Source organism: Acinetobacter sp. RIT698, from assembly GCF_009668065.1.
GTDB lineage: Bacteria > Pseudomonadota > Gammaproteobacteria > Pseudomonadales > Moraxellaceae > Acinetobacter > Acinetobacter guillouiae.
Genome location: NZ_WJYH01000001.1, coordinates 153,169 through 169,441 on the forward strand (window position 1 = coordinate 153,169; position 16,273 = coordinate 169,441).

The window sequence follows — 16,273 nt, forward strand, 5'->3', positions numbered from 1 at the left end:
GTGTAGCAAAAATGCAATGATTCACTGATTTTGTTTTAAAGATAGAGTTTCAAAGCATAAATTATTCCAAAACAGCTCAAACATTCAAAATATATAAATCCACTTATTTAGTTGGAGCTTTAGCAAGTCAACCTATAAATTAAACGAGCAAATTTAAAATATGTTTTAAACGGATATTTTCTGCATCCTGCTTATAGACTGCATAAATTGGTGCAATACACGGCGTATCCGCTTTAAGCGCTTTGTAAATAATTTGCTTGTTCCAAAAATCTCGAATGGCCTCTGGAACAATCGACAAACCAATCCCTGCTGCAATCAAATTTAAACTCGACGTTAAACGTGGGGCTTCTTGAACAATCTTTGGACTAAATCCAGCCTGATAACAGCTAGCCAAAATATTATCAAACAAGTCTTGTCCTGCTAAACGGCGATACAGTACAAAATCATAAGGCTCTAAATCAAGTAATTGGATGGCATCAGGATGTTCGGTTAAGGGATGGTTATTGGGCAATGCCACAATTAAAGGCTCATCAAGTACGTGCAAACTGGTGAGTCCCAAACCAATCGGCGCAGGCTTACGCAAAAAAACGATGTCATTCTTTTCATTGATAATCGAATCAATCAATGAGCTACTGCCATCTTCTTCCAAATGAATAGATACCGCTGAAAATACTTCACGAAAATTACGCAGTAAAGCAGGCAAAAAGGAATGTAAACCGACTGAGTTGGTAAAACCAATATTGATTTGCCCTTCCAAACCTTTAGAAATATTTTGCACGCGTTTGGGAATAGCCTGTGCATGCGCAAGTATGGTAAGTGCCTCTTGGTATAAGGCCTTACCCGCTTCAGTTGCTTCTACGCCACGCGGTAAACGCTTCAATAAATCTGTGTCTAATTCATCTTCTAAGTTTTTGATAATCCGTGTTAAAGGCGGTTGCTGCATATTCAGACGTACCGCTGCCCGAGAAATATTACTTTCCTCAACCACAGCCACAAACGCATTAAGCTTATGAATATCAATCATCTTTTCGCCTCAATATCGATCTTTTCATTTTTATCGTGCTAATTCATGTTTAAAGCATACTTTTTAGGTATGAATAACAGCAAAAATAGCATTTTTCTTTATAACTCAACAAGCAGATAATCATATTCAAGCCAAGTACATCACAGCAAATTGAAGAGGTCTAAATGAATACTGAAGCAATCCCAATGGAACAATCCATGACCACACCCAATTGCAAAGCATTATTTTTAGGCTTTATGAAACTTGGCCTCATGGGATTTGGTGGGGTACTCCCTCTAGCACATCGTTTAATTGTAGAAGATCAGAAATGGTTAACATCTGAAAAATTTACCGACTTGTTGGGTGTCTGCCAAATCTTACCCGGTGGAAATATTGTAAATATGGCAGTGGCAATTGGTTATGACTTTGCTGGTGTAAAAGGTGCGATTAGTGCGGTATTTGGTCTTATGCTGGCCCCGACCATTATTGTTATCTCGTTGTACCAGTTATACAGCAGTTTTCAAGATATCCCAATGGTGCAGCACATGATTCAAGGTTTAGCTGCTGCTGCTGCGGGTCTACTGTTTGCGACAGGTTTTAAGATGTTAAAACCAATTATGAAAAGTAAGCTGACCTATTTCACCATTATCTTGACCATTATTTTTATGCTGTTGATTAAATTGCCCTTGGCACTGACGCTGTTGATTTTAGTCACCGTGAATATGGCAGTTTTAGCATTTAATCAAACTAAAGTGACTCAGGAGTAAAATAAGATGTATGTTCTCATCGCACTGACTTTAGTGTTTACTCAACTGTCTTTATTGGCCTTTGGTGGCGGGAATGCCATCTTACCTGAAATGCAACATCAGGTGGTTGTGATTCACCAATGGATGACTGCTGAGCAATTCAGCTCTATGTTTGCAATGGCGCAAGCTGCACCAGGTCCAAACATGATGATTGTTCCCTTGGTGGGATGGCATGTCGCAGGGCCTATGGGACTGATCGTGACGTCTTTTGCAAAGTTTGGTCCGTCTTCAATCATCACCATTTATGCACTTAAATTTTGGAATAATTTTAAAAGTCATCCACTTCGGGCGAAATTTGAAAAGGCGTTAAAACCTATTACAGTCGGTTTGGTTTTAGTCAGTGCTTGGATTATTGCCCAAGCCTCTGCTCAAAATATTTTACTGATCGCAATCGTCGCCATCACCATTTGTCTAAGTCTGTTTAAGAATGTTCACCCAGTTTGGTTAATGGTGATTGGTGCTGGTACAGGTGCTTTAATTCTGTAGATATTGATCAAGACCACCTACGCAGGTTCATTCATAAAAATTCAGTCAAGACATCTCCCCCCCCTCTATGCCGTGTATCACACAAAGCAAAGAGGGGGAACTTATAATGTAATCTGAGATTTAAATCGCGACTGCTCTATATAGCTTGATTTATCTATTTTACTGCTGGTTTTCTAAATCACGTTCTCGGCAAGAAAGCTCATAATATTCTGCTGTTGGTAATGCTTTCAGTTTAAAACCATAATAATTACTGGCATCTGATTCTACTTTGCTTAATGAACACTGGTTGGTTTTGGCAAATTGAGTCAAGAGTTTCATATCACTCTTTTTAGCTAAAACAGCTCCCCAACCCTCACTGACACAACATCCAGCATACTGTGTCATATATTCGTCTGATAGCAGTGCAACCGTTTGCCCCATAAATTGAAGCGGTTTTTTTAATTTATATACATCATTATAGTCATTTCTTGAAATATCCGGTTTTTTATTGATTAGCCCCTGCTTTTGCATCTTTTTAAAGCTTGGAAACTGTGCAGATGCCTCGCCCATTCCTCTATACACTGTTTCTTCTACCGCAGCATGGCTACTCATGGCAGCCGCCGCAATCACTAAACCCAATAGATACTTTTTCATATTTTTCTCATTCATCACTGAATACAATTTTTATTACAGTTAGGTCTGTTAAATTAAGACTAAAGCCGTATAAATTCAACTTAAAACTGCAACTAGAGCATGTTATTTTACATGAAATAAATCATAAAATTTGAACAAAAGGTGTAAAAATGTCTAAACAAATTTTAATGTTAGTGGGTGATTATGTTGAAGATTATGAAACCATGGTTCCTTTTCAGTTCCTCACTGGATTGGGCTATAGCGTTCATGCAGTTTGCCCTGATAAAAAAACTGGCGATACAATAGCAACAGCGATTCATGATTTTGAAGGTGAGCAAACCTATAGCGAAAAGCGTGGTCACAACTTTGCAATTAACTATGACTTTAACCAAGTCAACAGCGAAAACTACGTTGGATTAGTGATTCCAGGTGGTCGTGCACCTGAATATTTACGTATGAATGATCGAGTAATCGAAATTGTTCGCGAGTTTGATGCGATTAAAAAACCAATTGCCGCTGTTTGCCATGGTGCACAACTGCTTGCCGCAGCCGATGTATTAAAAGGACGCTTATGTTCCGCTTATCCTGCATGTGCCGCAGAAGTTAAACTCGCAGGCGGACAATATGCAGATATTGCGGTCACTGAAGCAGTTACAGATGGACACCTGGTAACAGCGCCAGCATGGCCAGCACATCCTGCTTGGTTAGCCCAATTTGTTAAAGCGCTTGGTGCAACGATTACTTTATAAAATTTAAAACTGTCTAAGCTAAGTTTTCCGCTGAGAGAAAACTTAGCCTTATACAACAGTGAAACTTTAAAAATGTTTAGGCTACATAAAGCCCCATCAATGTTGCGTTTTTTAACGCTGTATCTCAGCAAAGCGCTTTGCGCTGTGCAATAATTATTTATAGAATTTTATGTTCAAACAATAGGTTAGTATAAAAGTGGAAATCATTGAATTACTCCAACCCCTTACCTTAAATAAAGATGATTTAGAACCAATTACTATTGAAACAGGGACTTTATTAAAGGTACTGATGGTGAATCCATCCTCATATCTTGTTGGTGATGAATCAGGTGTTTCGTTTCTGGTTAATTTCTCAGAAGAAAATCGACAATGGAAGAAGATATAAGCTTTCAATTCGGAATCTGGATAATGCTCAGTCAATAATTAATCATCGTGATAAATAAAATACAAGCTTATTATTTTACAGTTTATTAGTGTAAATTTATACTCAAATATAACGCCAATTTTACACAACTTACAATTTAAAATCATACACTTAAATCCACAACCCCACCTAAACCTTATATTTATATCACCCATAAAAAAGTTTAAAAATTATGTTTTATTTGTATCTTTTTGTATATTAATTGATAATAATAATGATTCTTATTTACTAATTTCTATTCTTATGGACAATCTACGTAAACAAACGGCATTAAACATTGCAATAAAATCAATTCTTATTTGCAGCGCTATTTCCCATAGTGCTTTTGCACAAGAGCAAAAAAGTAATGAAGCGAATGCTTCGGTACTCCCCACCATTACAGTTAAAGCAGATGCTCAGGATGAAAAAACTGAGGGAAGTGGAAGTTTTAAAGCAAAATCCTCAAGAAGCTCATCAAAATTAAAATTATCTTTAAAAGAAACACCACAATCTGTAAGCGTCGTCACCCGTGAACAAATTGAACAACGCGGGCTGACCATTCTGGATGATGTTCTTGCCGCAACACCAGGCGTTACTGCCACTAAAAATGACAGTGAACGTTCTAACTACTATTCCCGTGGTTTTCAAATTACCAATAGGCAAATTGATGGTATGCCTGTAGGAGACAATGCTCCCCGCTTTGATAGTTTTTTCTTTGACCGAGTTGAAGTGATCAAAGGTGCTTCTGGCTTAACTGGTTCAACAGGCAGCCCTTCTGCAACCATCAATATGGTACGTAAGCGTCCTGAAAAAGAGTTTAAGGGCAATGTCAGCACAACTTATGGCTCATGGGACAATACCCGTGTTGAAGCAGATGTATCCATTCCACTGACTCAAGATGGCAGTGTTCGAAGTCGATTCATGGCAGCGTATACCGATAAAGAATCCTATATGGATCGTTATAAGCTCAAGTCAACAGCCGCAATGGGGATCATCAGTGCAGATTTAACCCCAACAACAACAGCCTCAGTCGGGTTTCAATATCAAGACAACGACCCTAAAGGCTCAACGTGGGGAACAGTACCATATTTCAATGCTGATGGAAGCAAAGCAAATTTTTCGCGAAACTTTAGTTTATCTGCGGACTGGAGTTCAATTGCCAATACCGATAAAACCGTTTTTGCCGATATTGAACATACTTTTACCAATGACTGGCTGGTTAAAGCAGCGATTGCCCACAGTACCTCGGATAATAGTTGGATCGTGGCTTATGGTGGTAGTGGCTTTCCAGACCCAAACACAGGTAAAGGCTTAAGTCTATGGAGTATGGTCAGCCCTTATGCTAAAAATAAAAAACTCAATTTAGATCTTTATGCAACAGGGCCATTTCAATTGTTAAATCGCCAACATGATTTAATTATTGGCTATAGTGGTTTTAAAGGTGAAAGCACTTCATTGGGTGTGAAAAGTGATCTTAATGACTCCCCACCTCCTTATCCTGCAGCTATTCCAGATTATCGAGAATGGACTGGCAATATTAAAAAACCCACTTATGAAAAAAATGGTGCAGGTAGTACCAATACCACAGAGCTTTACGGGGTATATTCAACTTTACGTTTAAATCTAGCTGACCCGCTTAAGTTAATTTTGGGCGCACGTTATAGCTCATATGATTACAAAGTCGATAAATGGGATCCTAAAGCCCCGGTTTCTCCTACAAAGCCACGTAACTTTGATCAATTGGTGCCTTATGCAGGGATTTTGTACGACATTAATGATACTTATACAGCCTACACTAGCTACACCAATGTATTTAATCCATCCACTAAACGAGATCGTTTCGGCGATTATCTAGATCCTGAAATGGGAAGCACTACAGAATTAGGGATTAAAGCAGATCTATTGGATGGTAAGTTATTGACCAGTGCTGCTTTATTTTGGTCAAGTGTCAAAGACCTTGCTGTAGAAGATGTTGAATATCGTGAAGGTGTAAAAAATGGCACTATTCCAAAAGTAGATGAGATGGATACTGCATATATGTCATCGGGCAAAGGACTTAAAGTCAATGGCTTTGAGTTAGAAGCCATTGGAAAGTTACAGGAAAATTGGAATCTTAGCTTTGGCTATACTTATGTCAATAGTGTGAGTTCTGCAAATGCCGATGCTTTAAGCAATATTCCTCAAAACCAAGTAAAGTTATTTAGTAGTTATACCCTTCCAGCGAACCTCTGGGCAGGTTCAGAAAAGCTAACATTAGGTGGTGGATTGAATTGGCAAAGTGAAATCTCACAAGAATGGGGGGGAGCTCCTGCAAATGCCTATAACGATGGTGTAGTCACACAAAAGGCCTATGTATTGGCCAATGCTTTTGCCAGTTATAAGTTAAGTGATGAACTGACTGCAAGTGTGAATATCAATAACTTATTTGATGAAAAATACTATTTAAATGTAGGTTTCTATAATGGTGTTTATTGGGGGGAACCACGTAATGTGACTTTCACCTTAAGAGCGAAATTTTAATAAAATATAAAGCCAAGCATGAGCGTATAATTAAAAGCGCTCATGCTTGCAAGTATTTTCAGCAATGCTTTGGCTGAATTAAATGGATCATAATGAATTAATGGCTAGTGATAGAATCAGTCCACCCACTAAAAGGATTTTCAAACTCTTGCCATTTTTCTGCGCCTAACGCCATTTCATCATCGTTTAATAAACAATCATCAAATTGACGAATAAGTTCAGATTGATCCATCTGCATCCCAATCAACACGATTTCTTGTCGTGCATCACCTGTTTGAGCATCCCAGCTTTGTTGAATTGCATCTCGACTTTGTTGATCCGTAGGCCAATGTTCGTCTGGCACTGCTGCCCACCAATATCCAGCAACACCATGGCGTGCCATCGCCCCTGCTTGAGACCAAGATCCAGCAAACTCGGGATTTGAGGCTAACCAAAAAAAGCCTTTGGAACGGATTACGCCTTTCCATTCGGAGTTGATAAAATCAAAAAACCGTTGTGGGTGAAAAGGTCTGCGCGCTCGATAAACAAAATTATTGATTCCATATTGCTCTGTTTCAGGCGTATGCTCACCTCTTAATTCCTTTAACCAACCCGGAGCTTGTGCCGCTTCGTTAAAATCAAATAGTTGGGTATTTAACACCCGATCAAGATTCACCTTGCCAAACGCAGAAACTTCAATTTTTGCTCTTGGGTTTAAAGACTGCAAAATTCCAAATAATTTTTCCAGCTCGTCTTGATCAATCAAATCTGTTTTATTCAATACAATCACGTCACAAAACTCAATTTGATCAATCAGTAGATCAACAACATTTCGCTCATCTTGTTCACCTAATGATTCACCGCGCGCTTGTAAGCTATCCAGCGAACTATAATCTTTTAAAAAGTTATAAGCATCGACCACAGTCACCATTGTATCTAAGCGGGCAAACTCATTGAGAGAAATCCCATTTTCATCTTCAAAGGTAAACGTTTCTGCAACAGGGAGTGGTTCAGAGATCCCTGTAGATTCAATCACCAATTGATCAAAGCGCTGATCCTGTGCTAAACGACGTACTTCAACCAGTAGGTCTTCTCTTAAAGTACAACAAATACAGCCATTACTCATTTCAACTAACTTTTCATCCGTTCTTGAAAGCTCAGCACCGCCCTCTCGAACTAAAGCGGCATCAATATTGACCTCCGACATATCATTCACAATCACTGCAATTTTTCGGCCTTCACGATTGTTTAAGATATGATTGAGTAAGGTGGTCTTTCCAGCCCCTAAGAATCCAGAAAGCACGGTGACGGGAAGTTTTTGCGGAGTGGCTAAAAGAGTATTCATTGGCATTCTCACTTTATATTTTTGTGTTTTCATATCGAGATCGACATGAAAATACTGACTGAATAACTCCAAACAGATCGCTTTAGAGTTAAATTTTAGCTGTGCTTGCACATACATTTTCAACACTGCAATTTGATGATTCGGTTTTAATCATTCGGTGATGATTACAGCGTTTTTCAAGATCCTATAAATCTAAGCTGAGGATTAAAAAACATCAGAATTTAGATTGTTTAGTGGCAGATAAACATGTGTCGCTTGAATTTCTCGTATTAAAAGTTGTCTGATGTCACGGATGAAATTTAACTTCATGGCGATTCACTCACTTTTTTATTGTTGCCAATTAAAGCGTTATTGATACATGGTGATGAGCTATAGCGATGGTCTGCACCCCAAGTACGAAAACCTGCACTATCAATATGAATCTGTCCTGATGCATAGACGCCTAAGCCCATGTGAAGTTCCTCACCAGAATCCAGCCAAAATTGACATAATTTTGCTTTGCGCTCTTGAATCATCAGCTGTTGGTTTAAGTCCGGATTTTCATCACCAATACGAAAATCTAATGCAGCATTAAAAATATGTTTGGAGGAAGGAGCGCCTTTTGCACACTGATTAAGCTTGAAATTTCGATAGACAGAAGTCACGCTAAACTGGGTTAAAATTTTTTCATCCACAAGACGATTTAAAATTTTTAATGTTGGCACAATATTGCCCCACAGCTCTTGTGGCGGAACTTCAAATTCAGATGCATCACATTGTTGCCAATCTCTGGCTGTCTGTAAAAATTCAAAAGTAGGAATATAAGCAGAAATACCTTGTTGCTTTAAAAAGCGCTGATAAGCCTGAACGCTTTCAGCATTTGTCGGCTCACTGAGCCATTTTAAATAAGCAGGCGGCAGATTTTTCTCTTGTTTTAAAATACCTTGCTGCTGAGGAAAGTCTGCTTTTAATGGCACTTGTGGTGACGTTTGCTGAACTGTACGCATAGCATGAATTGTATTTGAGTTGTTTTGACTACATGCAGAAAGGCAGAGTATGAATCCGATCAAATATTTTTTGTTCATCTCAATTTGCAATGATCTCATAGCGTAAATTTAACTCAGATGAGTAGTGTTGATTAATATTGTTATGTTATAACATAACAATATATATTTCAACTTAAGCTATTCCCCCTATGAATCTTGTTCTTCCAGATGTTTCGGCTGAATCCTCACTCACAAGAAACTATTACTACCCACTCGATTGGGTCGGTATGGAAAAAATCGCGCTTCCGCTTTATCTCGAAAATAGTCTTTGCCAAAGCCAAGTGAATGCTTATGTCAGTTTGGATGATGTGTTTGCCAAAGGTATTCATATGTCGCGCTTGTATACCCGACTTTTGAAATTGAGCACGATCAAAAATTTAGCGCTACTTGATATTAAAGACGCTTTATTGGATTTCTTAGCCAGCCATAAAGATTTATCAGCACATGCCAAAATCGAAATTCATAGTGAGCTTTATCTCGAGCGCCCAGCCTTAGTCAGCCAATTGTCTGGCTGGAAAAGCTATCCTTTTGTGTTGTCCTGTCAGCTTTTAAAAGATGATTTTTATGCTGAATTAAAAATCGAAATTCCCTATTCATCTACTTGTCCTTGTTCCGCAGCACTTGCCAGAAACATCATCCAACAAAGATTTGCATCCGCATTGGAAAATCAAGAGATTCAGTTAGACCCACAAGAAATCCTCAGTTGGCTAAATAGCACAGATGCAATTGCAGCAACGCCTCATAGTCAAAGAAGTTTTGCTCAGTTAAATTTCAAATTAGATCAAAACATTCAATATATTCCACTGATTTTATTTATTAATCAGGCTGAACAAGCCTTGATGACACCCGTACAAACAGCGGTAAAACGTATTGATGAACAAGCCTTTGCTATTGCGAATGGTCAAAACCTGATGTTTTGTGAAGATGCATTAAGACGCTTGTATGCCACATTTATCCATCATCCCAGCATTCTAGGCTTTAATTTTAAAGTGATTCATGCGGAAAGTTTACATGCCCATGACGCAGTTGCTCAGGGCGCTTGGCAATGGTAATGCCTTATCCTAACCACCCTCATTGTTTAACTTATTTAAAATGGTCTAGTCATGCTTAGAAAAAACCCATCTGGAGATCTCCCTGTTATAGATCAATCAGCCTATGTTGACCAAACAGCGATTATTTGCGGAAAAGTCATTATCCATGCCAATGTATTTATTGGGCCTTATGCAGTGATCAGAGCAGATGAAACCAATGACGCGGGTGATATGGAACCCATCATCATTGGTGCAAATTCCAATATTCAAGATGGAGTGGTGATTCATTCCAAAGCGGGGGCAGCAGTGATCATTGGTGAAAATTCTTCAATCGCGCATCGCTCTATTATTCATGGTCCCTGTGAAATTGGACATCATGTTTTTGTTGGCTTTAACAGTGTGTTATTTAATTGCACAGTGGGTCATCACAGCGCGATTCGTCACAATGCAGTGGTTGATGGTCGTGATTTACCCGATCATTTTTATGTACCTGCAATGAGTTATATCAATCCCAAAACCGATTTAAAGCAATTTCCACCCATTGATATTTCAATCAGTGAGTTTTCAGAAAGCGTTGTCAGCACCAATATTAAACTGGTTCAAGGCTATAAGGCATTGCACAATGAGTTTTAAAAATCCGCCCAATCTTATTATTCGTAATGCCAATATTGTCAATGAAGGCAAGCAGTATTATTCCGATGTACTGATTCGACATGGACGGATTGAAAAGATTCATCCCAATATTACAGGGGCTTATCATGCGAAAAATATAGATGCTGAAGGTTCGTGGTTAATTCCTGGCATGATTGACGACCAAGTTCATTTTAGAGATCCTGGCGCAGCGCATAAAGGCAATATTGCTTCGGAATCAATGGCAGCAACGATTGGTGGAATCACCAGCTATATGGATATGCCAAACACCAATCCAGCCACCTTAACCCTAGACGCTTTGACCCAGAAAAAGCAGATTGCAAAACAACATAGTCGGGCCAATTATGCTTTCCATTTTGGAGTCAGTGCGCATAATTTAGATATTATTGAACAGCTTGATCCCAAATCAATCAGTGGTGTTAAAGTTTTTATGGGTGCTTCTACGGGTGATATGCTCGTCGATGACCCTAAAGTTTTGGAACGTTTATTTGCAAATGTTCCAACAGTTTTATTGACCCATTGCGAGTTTACCCCTGCCATTAAAGCCGAAGAAAATTTCTATTTTCAAAAATATGGGGAAAATATTCCAGCAGAAATTCATGCGCAGATTAGAAATAAACATGTCTGCTTTGATAGCTCAAAATTAGCTGTATCTTTGGCCGAGAAATATGCCACACAGTTGCATGTTTTACATATCACCACCGCGAAAGAACTGTGTTTGTTTAAAAATCTGCCTTTAAATCGAAAACATATCACAGCAGAAGTGTGTATCCATCATCTCAGTTTTGATGATGCTGATTATGCTGCTTTGGGCCACTTAATTAAATGTAATCCCGCCATTAAAACCCAGCAAGATAAAGATGCTTTGATTAATGCCCTTTCGAATAGTAATCGCTTGGATATTATTGGTACTGACCACGCCCCACATACTTGGGATGAAAAACACCAGTCATATTTTTATGCCCCTTCTGGCCTGCCTTTAGTACAACATGCGTTACCTGCACTGATGGAGCTGGTTGCAGCAGGTAAACTGAGTATTGAAACACTGGTTCAAAAAACTGCACATCAAGTGGCAGACTTATTTAGGATCAAAGACCGTGGTTATATTCGAGAAGGTTACTGGGCTGATTTAGTGATCCTTCGAGAAAATCAGCAACACATTGCAGTGAAAGATCAAAAAAACTATATGAAATGCAATTGGACACCATTTATGCATAAAACATTTGCTTATGAGGTCAGCACCACAATTGTTTCGGGGCAACTTGCTTGGCATCAGCAACAGCTGTTTTTGAATTGTCAGGGACAACAACTTGAAATTAATCGTTAAAATTGCACGTAACAAATAAATGGTATGAATTTATTGCAAACTATTGATATTTAAATGGATCATTATTTAATTTCAATATAGCTCATCACAACAAATGTTTAATGATTTTGATTCAATGGGAGAATTTCCACCGAAAGGACTCCCAATATTCGTTTAAACCTGATTGAGCTCAGCTTTAACGTTATTTTTCATCTTGCTTTTACCCGACCATAAGTCTAAAGTTAACTTTAATGTCAAGCGGAAGTCAGTAAAATGAACATTAGCGAGTTATCCAAACAAAGTGGTTTAAGTACCCCAACGATTCGTTATTATGAACAAATTAAACTGCTTCCTAAGGCAAAACGTAAATCTAATGGTTATCGTGAATATAGTGACAATGACCTCAAACAATTATTTCTAATTCAGCAAGCGCAACAAGTTGGATTTTCATTGGCTGAAATCAAAGCCTTTCTACCGTCAAATGTAGGCAAGTGGGATCATGATATTCTGATTGGACTACTCGAAAGTAAAATCAAAGACATTGAAGATCTAGAACAAAAGTTGTTGATCAGTAAGCAAAACCTACGCAGCATGATCACTGCAATCAATAGTAAGCCTGACGAAATCACCTGTGAAGAAAACGCCAACCGTTTACTGAATCTTTATTATGCCAATGATAAATGTTAAAAATTTCCATGTTATCGGAAAATCATAAAAACGATTGAGCTTAAATCTCACTTTAAGCTCAGAATTGTGCATAAGTCATTGATAAATTATCTATGATGCTCAAACATTGGAGTCGTCAAAACTGCTTGATCAGTATTCTCATCATTACTTTAATCGGTGATCATACCTAAGCATTAGGGAAATCCTCTTTGAGCCACAGCCGCAGTACAGTCTGTCAGATCTAATCCGACATCTGAACAAAGCACGGTACTTAAGCTGAATGTGAATACTGACGCATACGTTTTTTATACTGACGTGTGCGGCATGTCGTTTCTGTCTGCTGTAATATCAAGGCCCATAAAGGTGAAACCTTAGGATTCGATTTTTTCCCATGACTAAGTTTCTGTAACTGGAATTTGACTGTTGCCATATTGGCAAGTGAAGCTAAGGTTTTATTTTCCCAGTGAATCGGTTTCAATTCAGGTGCGATATTCTGACCTTGTTTCCATGCATTGGGTAAGTTAGGGTCGATTGCTAAGGCTGTTGCAATCCCCACCATATCGATCCCACTGTCAATGACTTGTTCTGCAATGGGTTTGCGACGAATACCACCAGTCACCATAATCGGCATATGGGCAACCTTGCCAATTTCTTGAGCAAATTCTAAGAAATAAGCTTCACGTGCCAAAGTCCGTCCATCTCTGGCTTGGCCTTGCATAGCAGGTGCTTCATAACTCCCCCCTGACAACTCAACCAAATCAACCGACAAATCATTTAACATTTTAACTACTTGCTGCGCATCCTCAGCACTAAAACCACCACGTTGGAAATCGGCAGAATTCAGTTTAACAGCAACTGTAAATGTTGATGACACCACTGCACGTACTGCTTTGACAATCTCAATCAAAATACGCGCACGGTTTTCCAATGAGCCGCCCCATTGATCTTGACGTTGGTTGCTTAAAGGCGAAAGGAACTGACTGAGTAGATAGCCATGAGCTGCATGAATTTCTACACCAGTAAATCCCGCCTTTTCACCTAAACGTGCGGTATTGGCAAAACGTTGAATCACTTCGTCAATCATGGCTTGAGTCATTTCAATTGGAGTATTAAAACGATCTGACATTTTACCTAAATCTAAAGCCACAGCAGAAGGTGCCCACGTTGGCTGACCTAAATTTGACTGCATTTGGCGACCTGGATGGTTGATCTGCAACCATGCTTGCGCGCCTTGAGAACGTGCGATTTTCGCCCAACGTTTGAAGTGCGCTAAATGCTGTTCATCTTCCAAGACCACACCACCCGGTCCTGTCATCGCACGACGATCCACCATCACATTACCTGTAATGATTAAACCGACACCACCATCTGCCCATGCCTGATACAAACGCATGAGCTCTTCTGATGGTGCATGATTGAGATCTGCCATATTCTCTTCCATCGCAGCTTTTGCAATACGATTTGGAATCTGAGTACCATTGGGTAAAACTAATTTTTCAAAGACGTTCATTTTTATAGCCTCATAGAGTATGGACTTACTTTAAGATTAAAGTTCACTTTAATGTCAATCCTTTTTTCGCATTTAATTTTTATTATTTTAAGAACTAATTTTATTCAAAGACTTACATCATAATAAGATAATAACGATCTGATACTTTAATAAAAAAAGAGGCCGCAAGGCCTCTATTGATATTCTGTTTTTAAATCAAACGACAACTATTCACTCGCGAATAAACGCCAATAAATCTGGATTAATCACATCGGCATTGACGGTTAACATACCGTGTGAATAACCTTTATAGGTTTTTAATCGGCCATTTTGAACCAGTTTGGCAGAAAGTACCCCTGAGTTTTCATAAGGTACAATTTGATCATCATCCCCATGCATGACTAAAACAGGCACTGAGATTTTTTTCAAATCTTCGGTAAAGTCAGTCTGTGAAAATGCAACAATTCCATCATAATGCGCTTTTGCTCCACCCATCATGCCCTGTCGCCACCAATTCAATACGACAGGTTCTGAAGGCTGAGCATCTGGTCGATTAAAACCATAAAACGGTCCCGCAGGTAGATCATGATAAAATTGAGCACGATTTTTAAAAAGCTGATTCTGTAAGTCATCAAAGACTTCTTTGGCTAAGCCTTGCGGATTTTTTTCCGTTTTCAGCATAATTGGAGGTACAGCACTGACCAATACGGCCTTGGATACATTTTCCTCGCCATGACGTGCAATGTAGTGAACAACCTCACCACCACCAGTGGAGTGACCAATATGTACTGCGTTTTTAATGCCCAAGTGTTTGACCACTTCTGCAACATCATCGGCATAGTGGTCCATATCATGACCATCCCAGACCTGACTTGAACGTCCATGTCCGCGACGATCATGTGCAACCACACGAAAACCTTCATTTAAAAAGAACAATAACTGAGAATCCCAGTCATCCGAGCTTAATGGCCATCCATGATGAAAAAATAATACTGGGGCATCTTTCGGTCCCCAATCTTTATAAAAAATATCAACACCATCTTTTGTCGTAACATATGCCATGTTAATTTCTCCTGTGTATGATTTACACTTTGAATAACTTATTGCTGTTCTCATTTATGTCAGTAAATTACAATGTTTGATACGATTCGTATGGACCGTCATTCTATACTAAGGTTAAAGTTAACTTTAAGGTCAATGCTTTTGGTGATTTTCTGATAGCAGAAATGTAAATCTATAAAAAATAAAAATACACAAATATCAGGATTTATTATTGAAAGAAAACATCTTTATTTTTTTATATAGGATTGTTGACGCTTTATGTCGTTACATGATTTAAACCATTACAGGTTTTCTGTTCAAAGCTTCAACGACAACCCACAGTCTTTTTATTAAGATAAAAATGGATATAAAAAGCCAAGACTGGTTTAAAAATCTTGGCTTTAACGTGTTGCAATGGGCTTAGACAATATGAAGTTGGGTGTTGGTTTTTATTTCTTTTTAGGTTTCAATATTTTTCGCAATAATTTAACCCATAAACTCCACTCACTATTTTTCTTGTCAGCTGTAAAATGATTCTCAACTTTATCAAATGCGTCTTCAATATAGGCATCGTGCAACCAACGAATTGCTAAGGCCCATTTTAAAGTCGCTAAACCTGTTGTTTTCATATCAATAATATGTGAAATTTCTGTTTTGTTGGGTTCTAATTCATTGATGCTAAATCTGTGAAAACCATTAAAACCCGTTAAGTCAAACTGAAAAGTGATTGATTTTTCGGGCTGATAATCTGCCACAGAATATCTGATTGGTCCATGTCCACCTTTTGAACCCACACTTAATCCATTGTCCAACTTCATGGGTGGCCATTTATCTGTTGCTAACATCAAATCATTATCTGTTGACAACGTCCTGAATAACTTAGCAATTTCAGCCTTTGATTGCTGAACTTCTCTTTTATGGATATTAATTACTTTCATTTTTCCTGCTCAATGGTCATGTTAGTTTGTCAGGTTATTGTTGTTGATAAAATGAAGCACAACTATCAAATATACGAAACTGTGTAAAAAATGCAAGTAAGCATTAATATTCACTTATTTACTTATAATCAGTATAGCTCTTACGAAATTAAGCTTCGGAATGATTTTTAAATGTGGTTAAGCTTTATCAGGAATCAAACTTTGATCATTGCATAGAAAGAAG

16 protein-coding genes are annotated in these 16,273 nt (G+C 38.4%); 9 read left to right on the plus strand and 7 right to left on the minus strand.

The genetic code is table 11. The annotated features are described in order from the left end of the window. Positions 1-139 precede the first annotated feature (139 nt). On the minus strand, positions 140-1,024 hold the full coding sequence (locus GJV03_RS00725) for a LysR family transcriptional regulator (RefSeq protein WP_154129235.1): 885 nt from the start codon (positions 1,022-1,024) through the stop codon (positions 140-142). Between the two features lie 164 nt (positions 1,025-1,188). Between GJV03_RS00725 and GJV03_RS00730 the strand changes: the two genes are divergently transcribed. Beyond that, the gene (locus tag GJV03_RS00730) at positions 1,189-1,770 is read left to right on the plus strand and encodes a chromate transporter (RefSeq protein WP_004823356.1); all 582 of its coding nucleotides are present in this window, start codon (positions 1,189-1,191) and stop codon (positions 1,768-1,770) included. A gap of 6 nt (positions 1,771-1,776) precedes the next feature. After that, the gene (locus tag GJV03_RS00735) at positions 1,777-2,295 is read left to right on the plus strand and encodes a chromate transporter (protein ID WP_004823357.1); all 519 of its coding nucleotides are present in this window, start codon (positions 1,777-1,779) and stop codon (positions 2,293-2,295) included. Positions 2,296-2,454: 159 nt separating this feature from the next. On the opposite strand, the gene GJV03_RS00740 is transcribed toward GJV03_RS00735, so the two are convergent. Further along, on the minus strand, positions 2,455-2,928 hold the full coding sequence (locus GJV03_RS00740; protein ID WP_154129236.1) for a hypothetical protein: 474 nt from the start codon (positions 2,926-2,928) through the stop codon (positions 2,455-2,457). A gap of 149 nt (positions 2,929-3,077) precedes the next feature. On the opposite strand from GJV03_RS00740, the gene GJV03_RS00745 reads away from it, so the two are divergent. The 3 genes from GJV03_RS00745 (at position 3,078) to GJV03_RS00755 (ending at position 6,579) form a co-directional block, all read left to right on the plus strand. Beyond that, entirely contained in the window at positions 3,078-3,656 is a 579-nt protein-coding gene (locus tag GJV03_RS00745) for a DJ-1/PfpI family protein (protein WP_216070492.1), read from the plus strand. A 196-nt stretch (positions 3,657-3,852) separates the two neighbouring features. Beyond that, positions 3,853-4,041, plus strand: coding sequence for a hypothetical protein (locus GJV03_RS00750; RefSeq protein WP_252720665.1), 189 nt, complete (start codon positions 3,853-3,855; stop codon positions 4,039-4,041). 282 nt (positions 4,042-4,323) lie between these two features. Continuing rightward, entirely contained in the window at positions 4,324-6,579 is a 2,256-nt protein-coding gene (locus GJV03_RS00755; RefSeq protein ID WP_154129237.1) for a TonB-dependent siderophore receptor, read from the plus strand. A gap of 97 nt (positions 6,580-6,676) precedes the next feature. Here GJV03_RS00755 and zigA read toward each other — a convergent pair whose 3' ends face one another. After that, a complete protein-coding gene (gene zigA, locus GJV03_RS00760) occupies positions 6,677-7,903 on the minus strand; it encodes a zinc metallochaperone GTPase ZigA (RefSeq protein ID WP_154129238.1) in 1,227 nt (408 codons plus the stop codon). Positions 7,904-8,208: 305 nt separating this feature from the next. Next, the gene (locus GJV03_RS00765; RefSeq protein WP_171501817.1) at positions 8,209-8,967 is read right to left on the minus strand and encodes a D-Ala-D-Ala carboxypeptidase family metallohydrolase; all 759 of its coding nucleotides are present in this window, start codon (positions 8,965-8,967) and stop codon (positions 8,209-8,211) included. Between the two features lie 110 nt (positions 8,968-9,077). Between GJV03_RS00765 and folE2 the strand changes: the two genes are divergently transcribed. From folE2 to GJV03_RS00785, 4 genes are all read left to right on the plus strand, one after another. Further along, on the plus strand, positions 9,078-9,980 hold the full coding sequence (gene folE2, locus GJV03_RS00770) for a GTP cyclohydrolase FolE2 (RefSeq protein ID WP_154129240.1): 903 nt from the start codon (positions 9,078-9,080) through the stop codon (positions 9,978-9,980). Positions 9,981-10,031: 51 nt separating this feature from the next. Then, on the plus strand, positions 10,032-10,592 hold the full coding sequence (locus tag GJV03_RS00775) for a hypothetical protein (protein ID WP_004717461.1): 561 nt from the start codon (positions 10,032-10,034) through the stop codon (positions 10,590-10,592). Next, positions 10,582-11,937 (plus strand): dihydroorotase, encoded by a 1,356-nt coding sequence (locus tag GJV03_RS00780; protein ID WP_154129241.1) that lies wholly within the window; start codon positions 10,582-10,584, stop codon positions 11,935-11,937. Before GJV03_RS00775 ends, GJV03_RS00780 begins: the two co-directional genes overlap by 11 nt. A gap of 252 nt (positions 11,938-12,189) precedes the next feature. Next, positions 12,190-12,603 carry a MerR family transcriptional regulator gene (locus GJV03_RS00785; protein ID WP_004717464.1) on the plus strand — a complete coding sequence of 138 codons (414 nt, stop codon included), beginning with the start codon at positions 12,190-12,192 and terminating at the stop codon, positions 12,601-12,603. 250 nt (positions 12,604-12,853) lie between these two features. Here the strand turns inward: GJV03_RS00785 and GJV03_RS00790 are convergent, their stop codons facing one another. The 3 genes from GJV03_RS00790 to GJV03_RS00800 all read right to left on the minus strand — a co-directional run bounded on the left by GJV03_RS00790 (position 12,854) and on the right by GJV03_RS00800 (position 16,050). Then, positions 12,854-14,092 (minus strand): NADH:flavin oxidoreductase/NADH oxidase family protein, encoded by a 1,239-nt coding sequence (locus GJV03_RS00790; RefSeq protein ID WP_154129242.1) that lies wholly within the window; start codon positions 14,090-14,092, stop codon positions 12,854-12,856. Positions 14,093-14,302: 210 nt separating this feature from the next. After that, positions 14,303-15,133, minus strand: a complete 831-nt coding sequence (locus GJV03_RS00795) for an alpha/beta hydrolase (protein ID WP_004717468.1) — start codon at positions 15,131-15,133, stop codon at positions 14,303-14,305. A gap of 428 nt (positions 15,134-15,561) precedes the next feature. After that, positions 15,562-16,050 carry a hypothetical protein gene (locus GJV03_RS00800; protein WP_151956363.1) on the minus strand — a complete coding sequence of 163 codons (489 nt, stop codon included), beginning with the start codon at positions 16,048-16,050 and terminating at the stop codon, positions 15,562-15,564. Between the last annotated feature and the right edge of the window lie 223 nt (positions 16,051-16,273).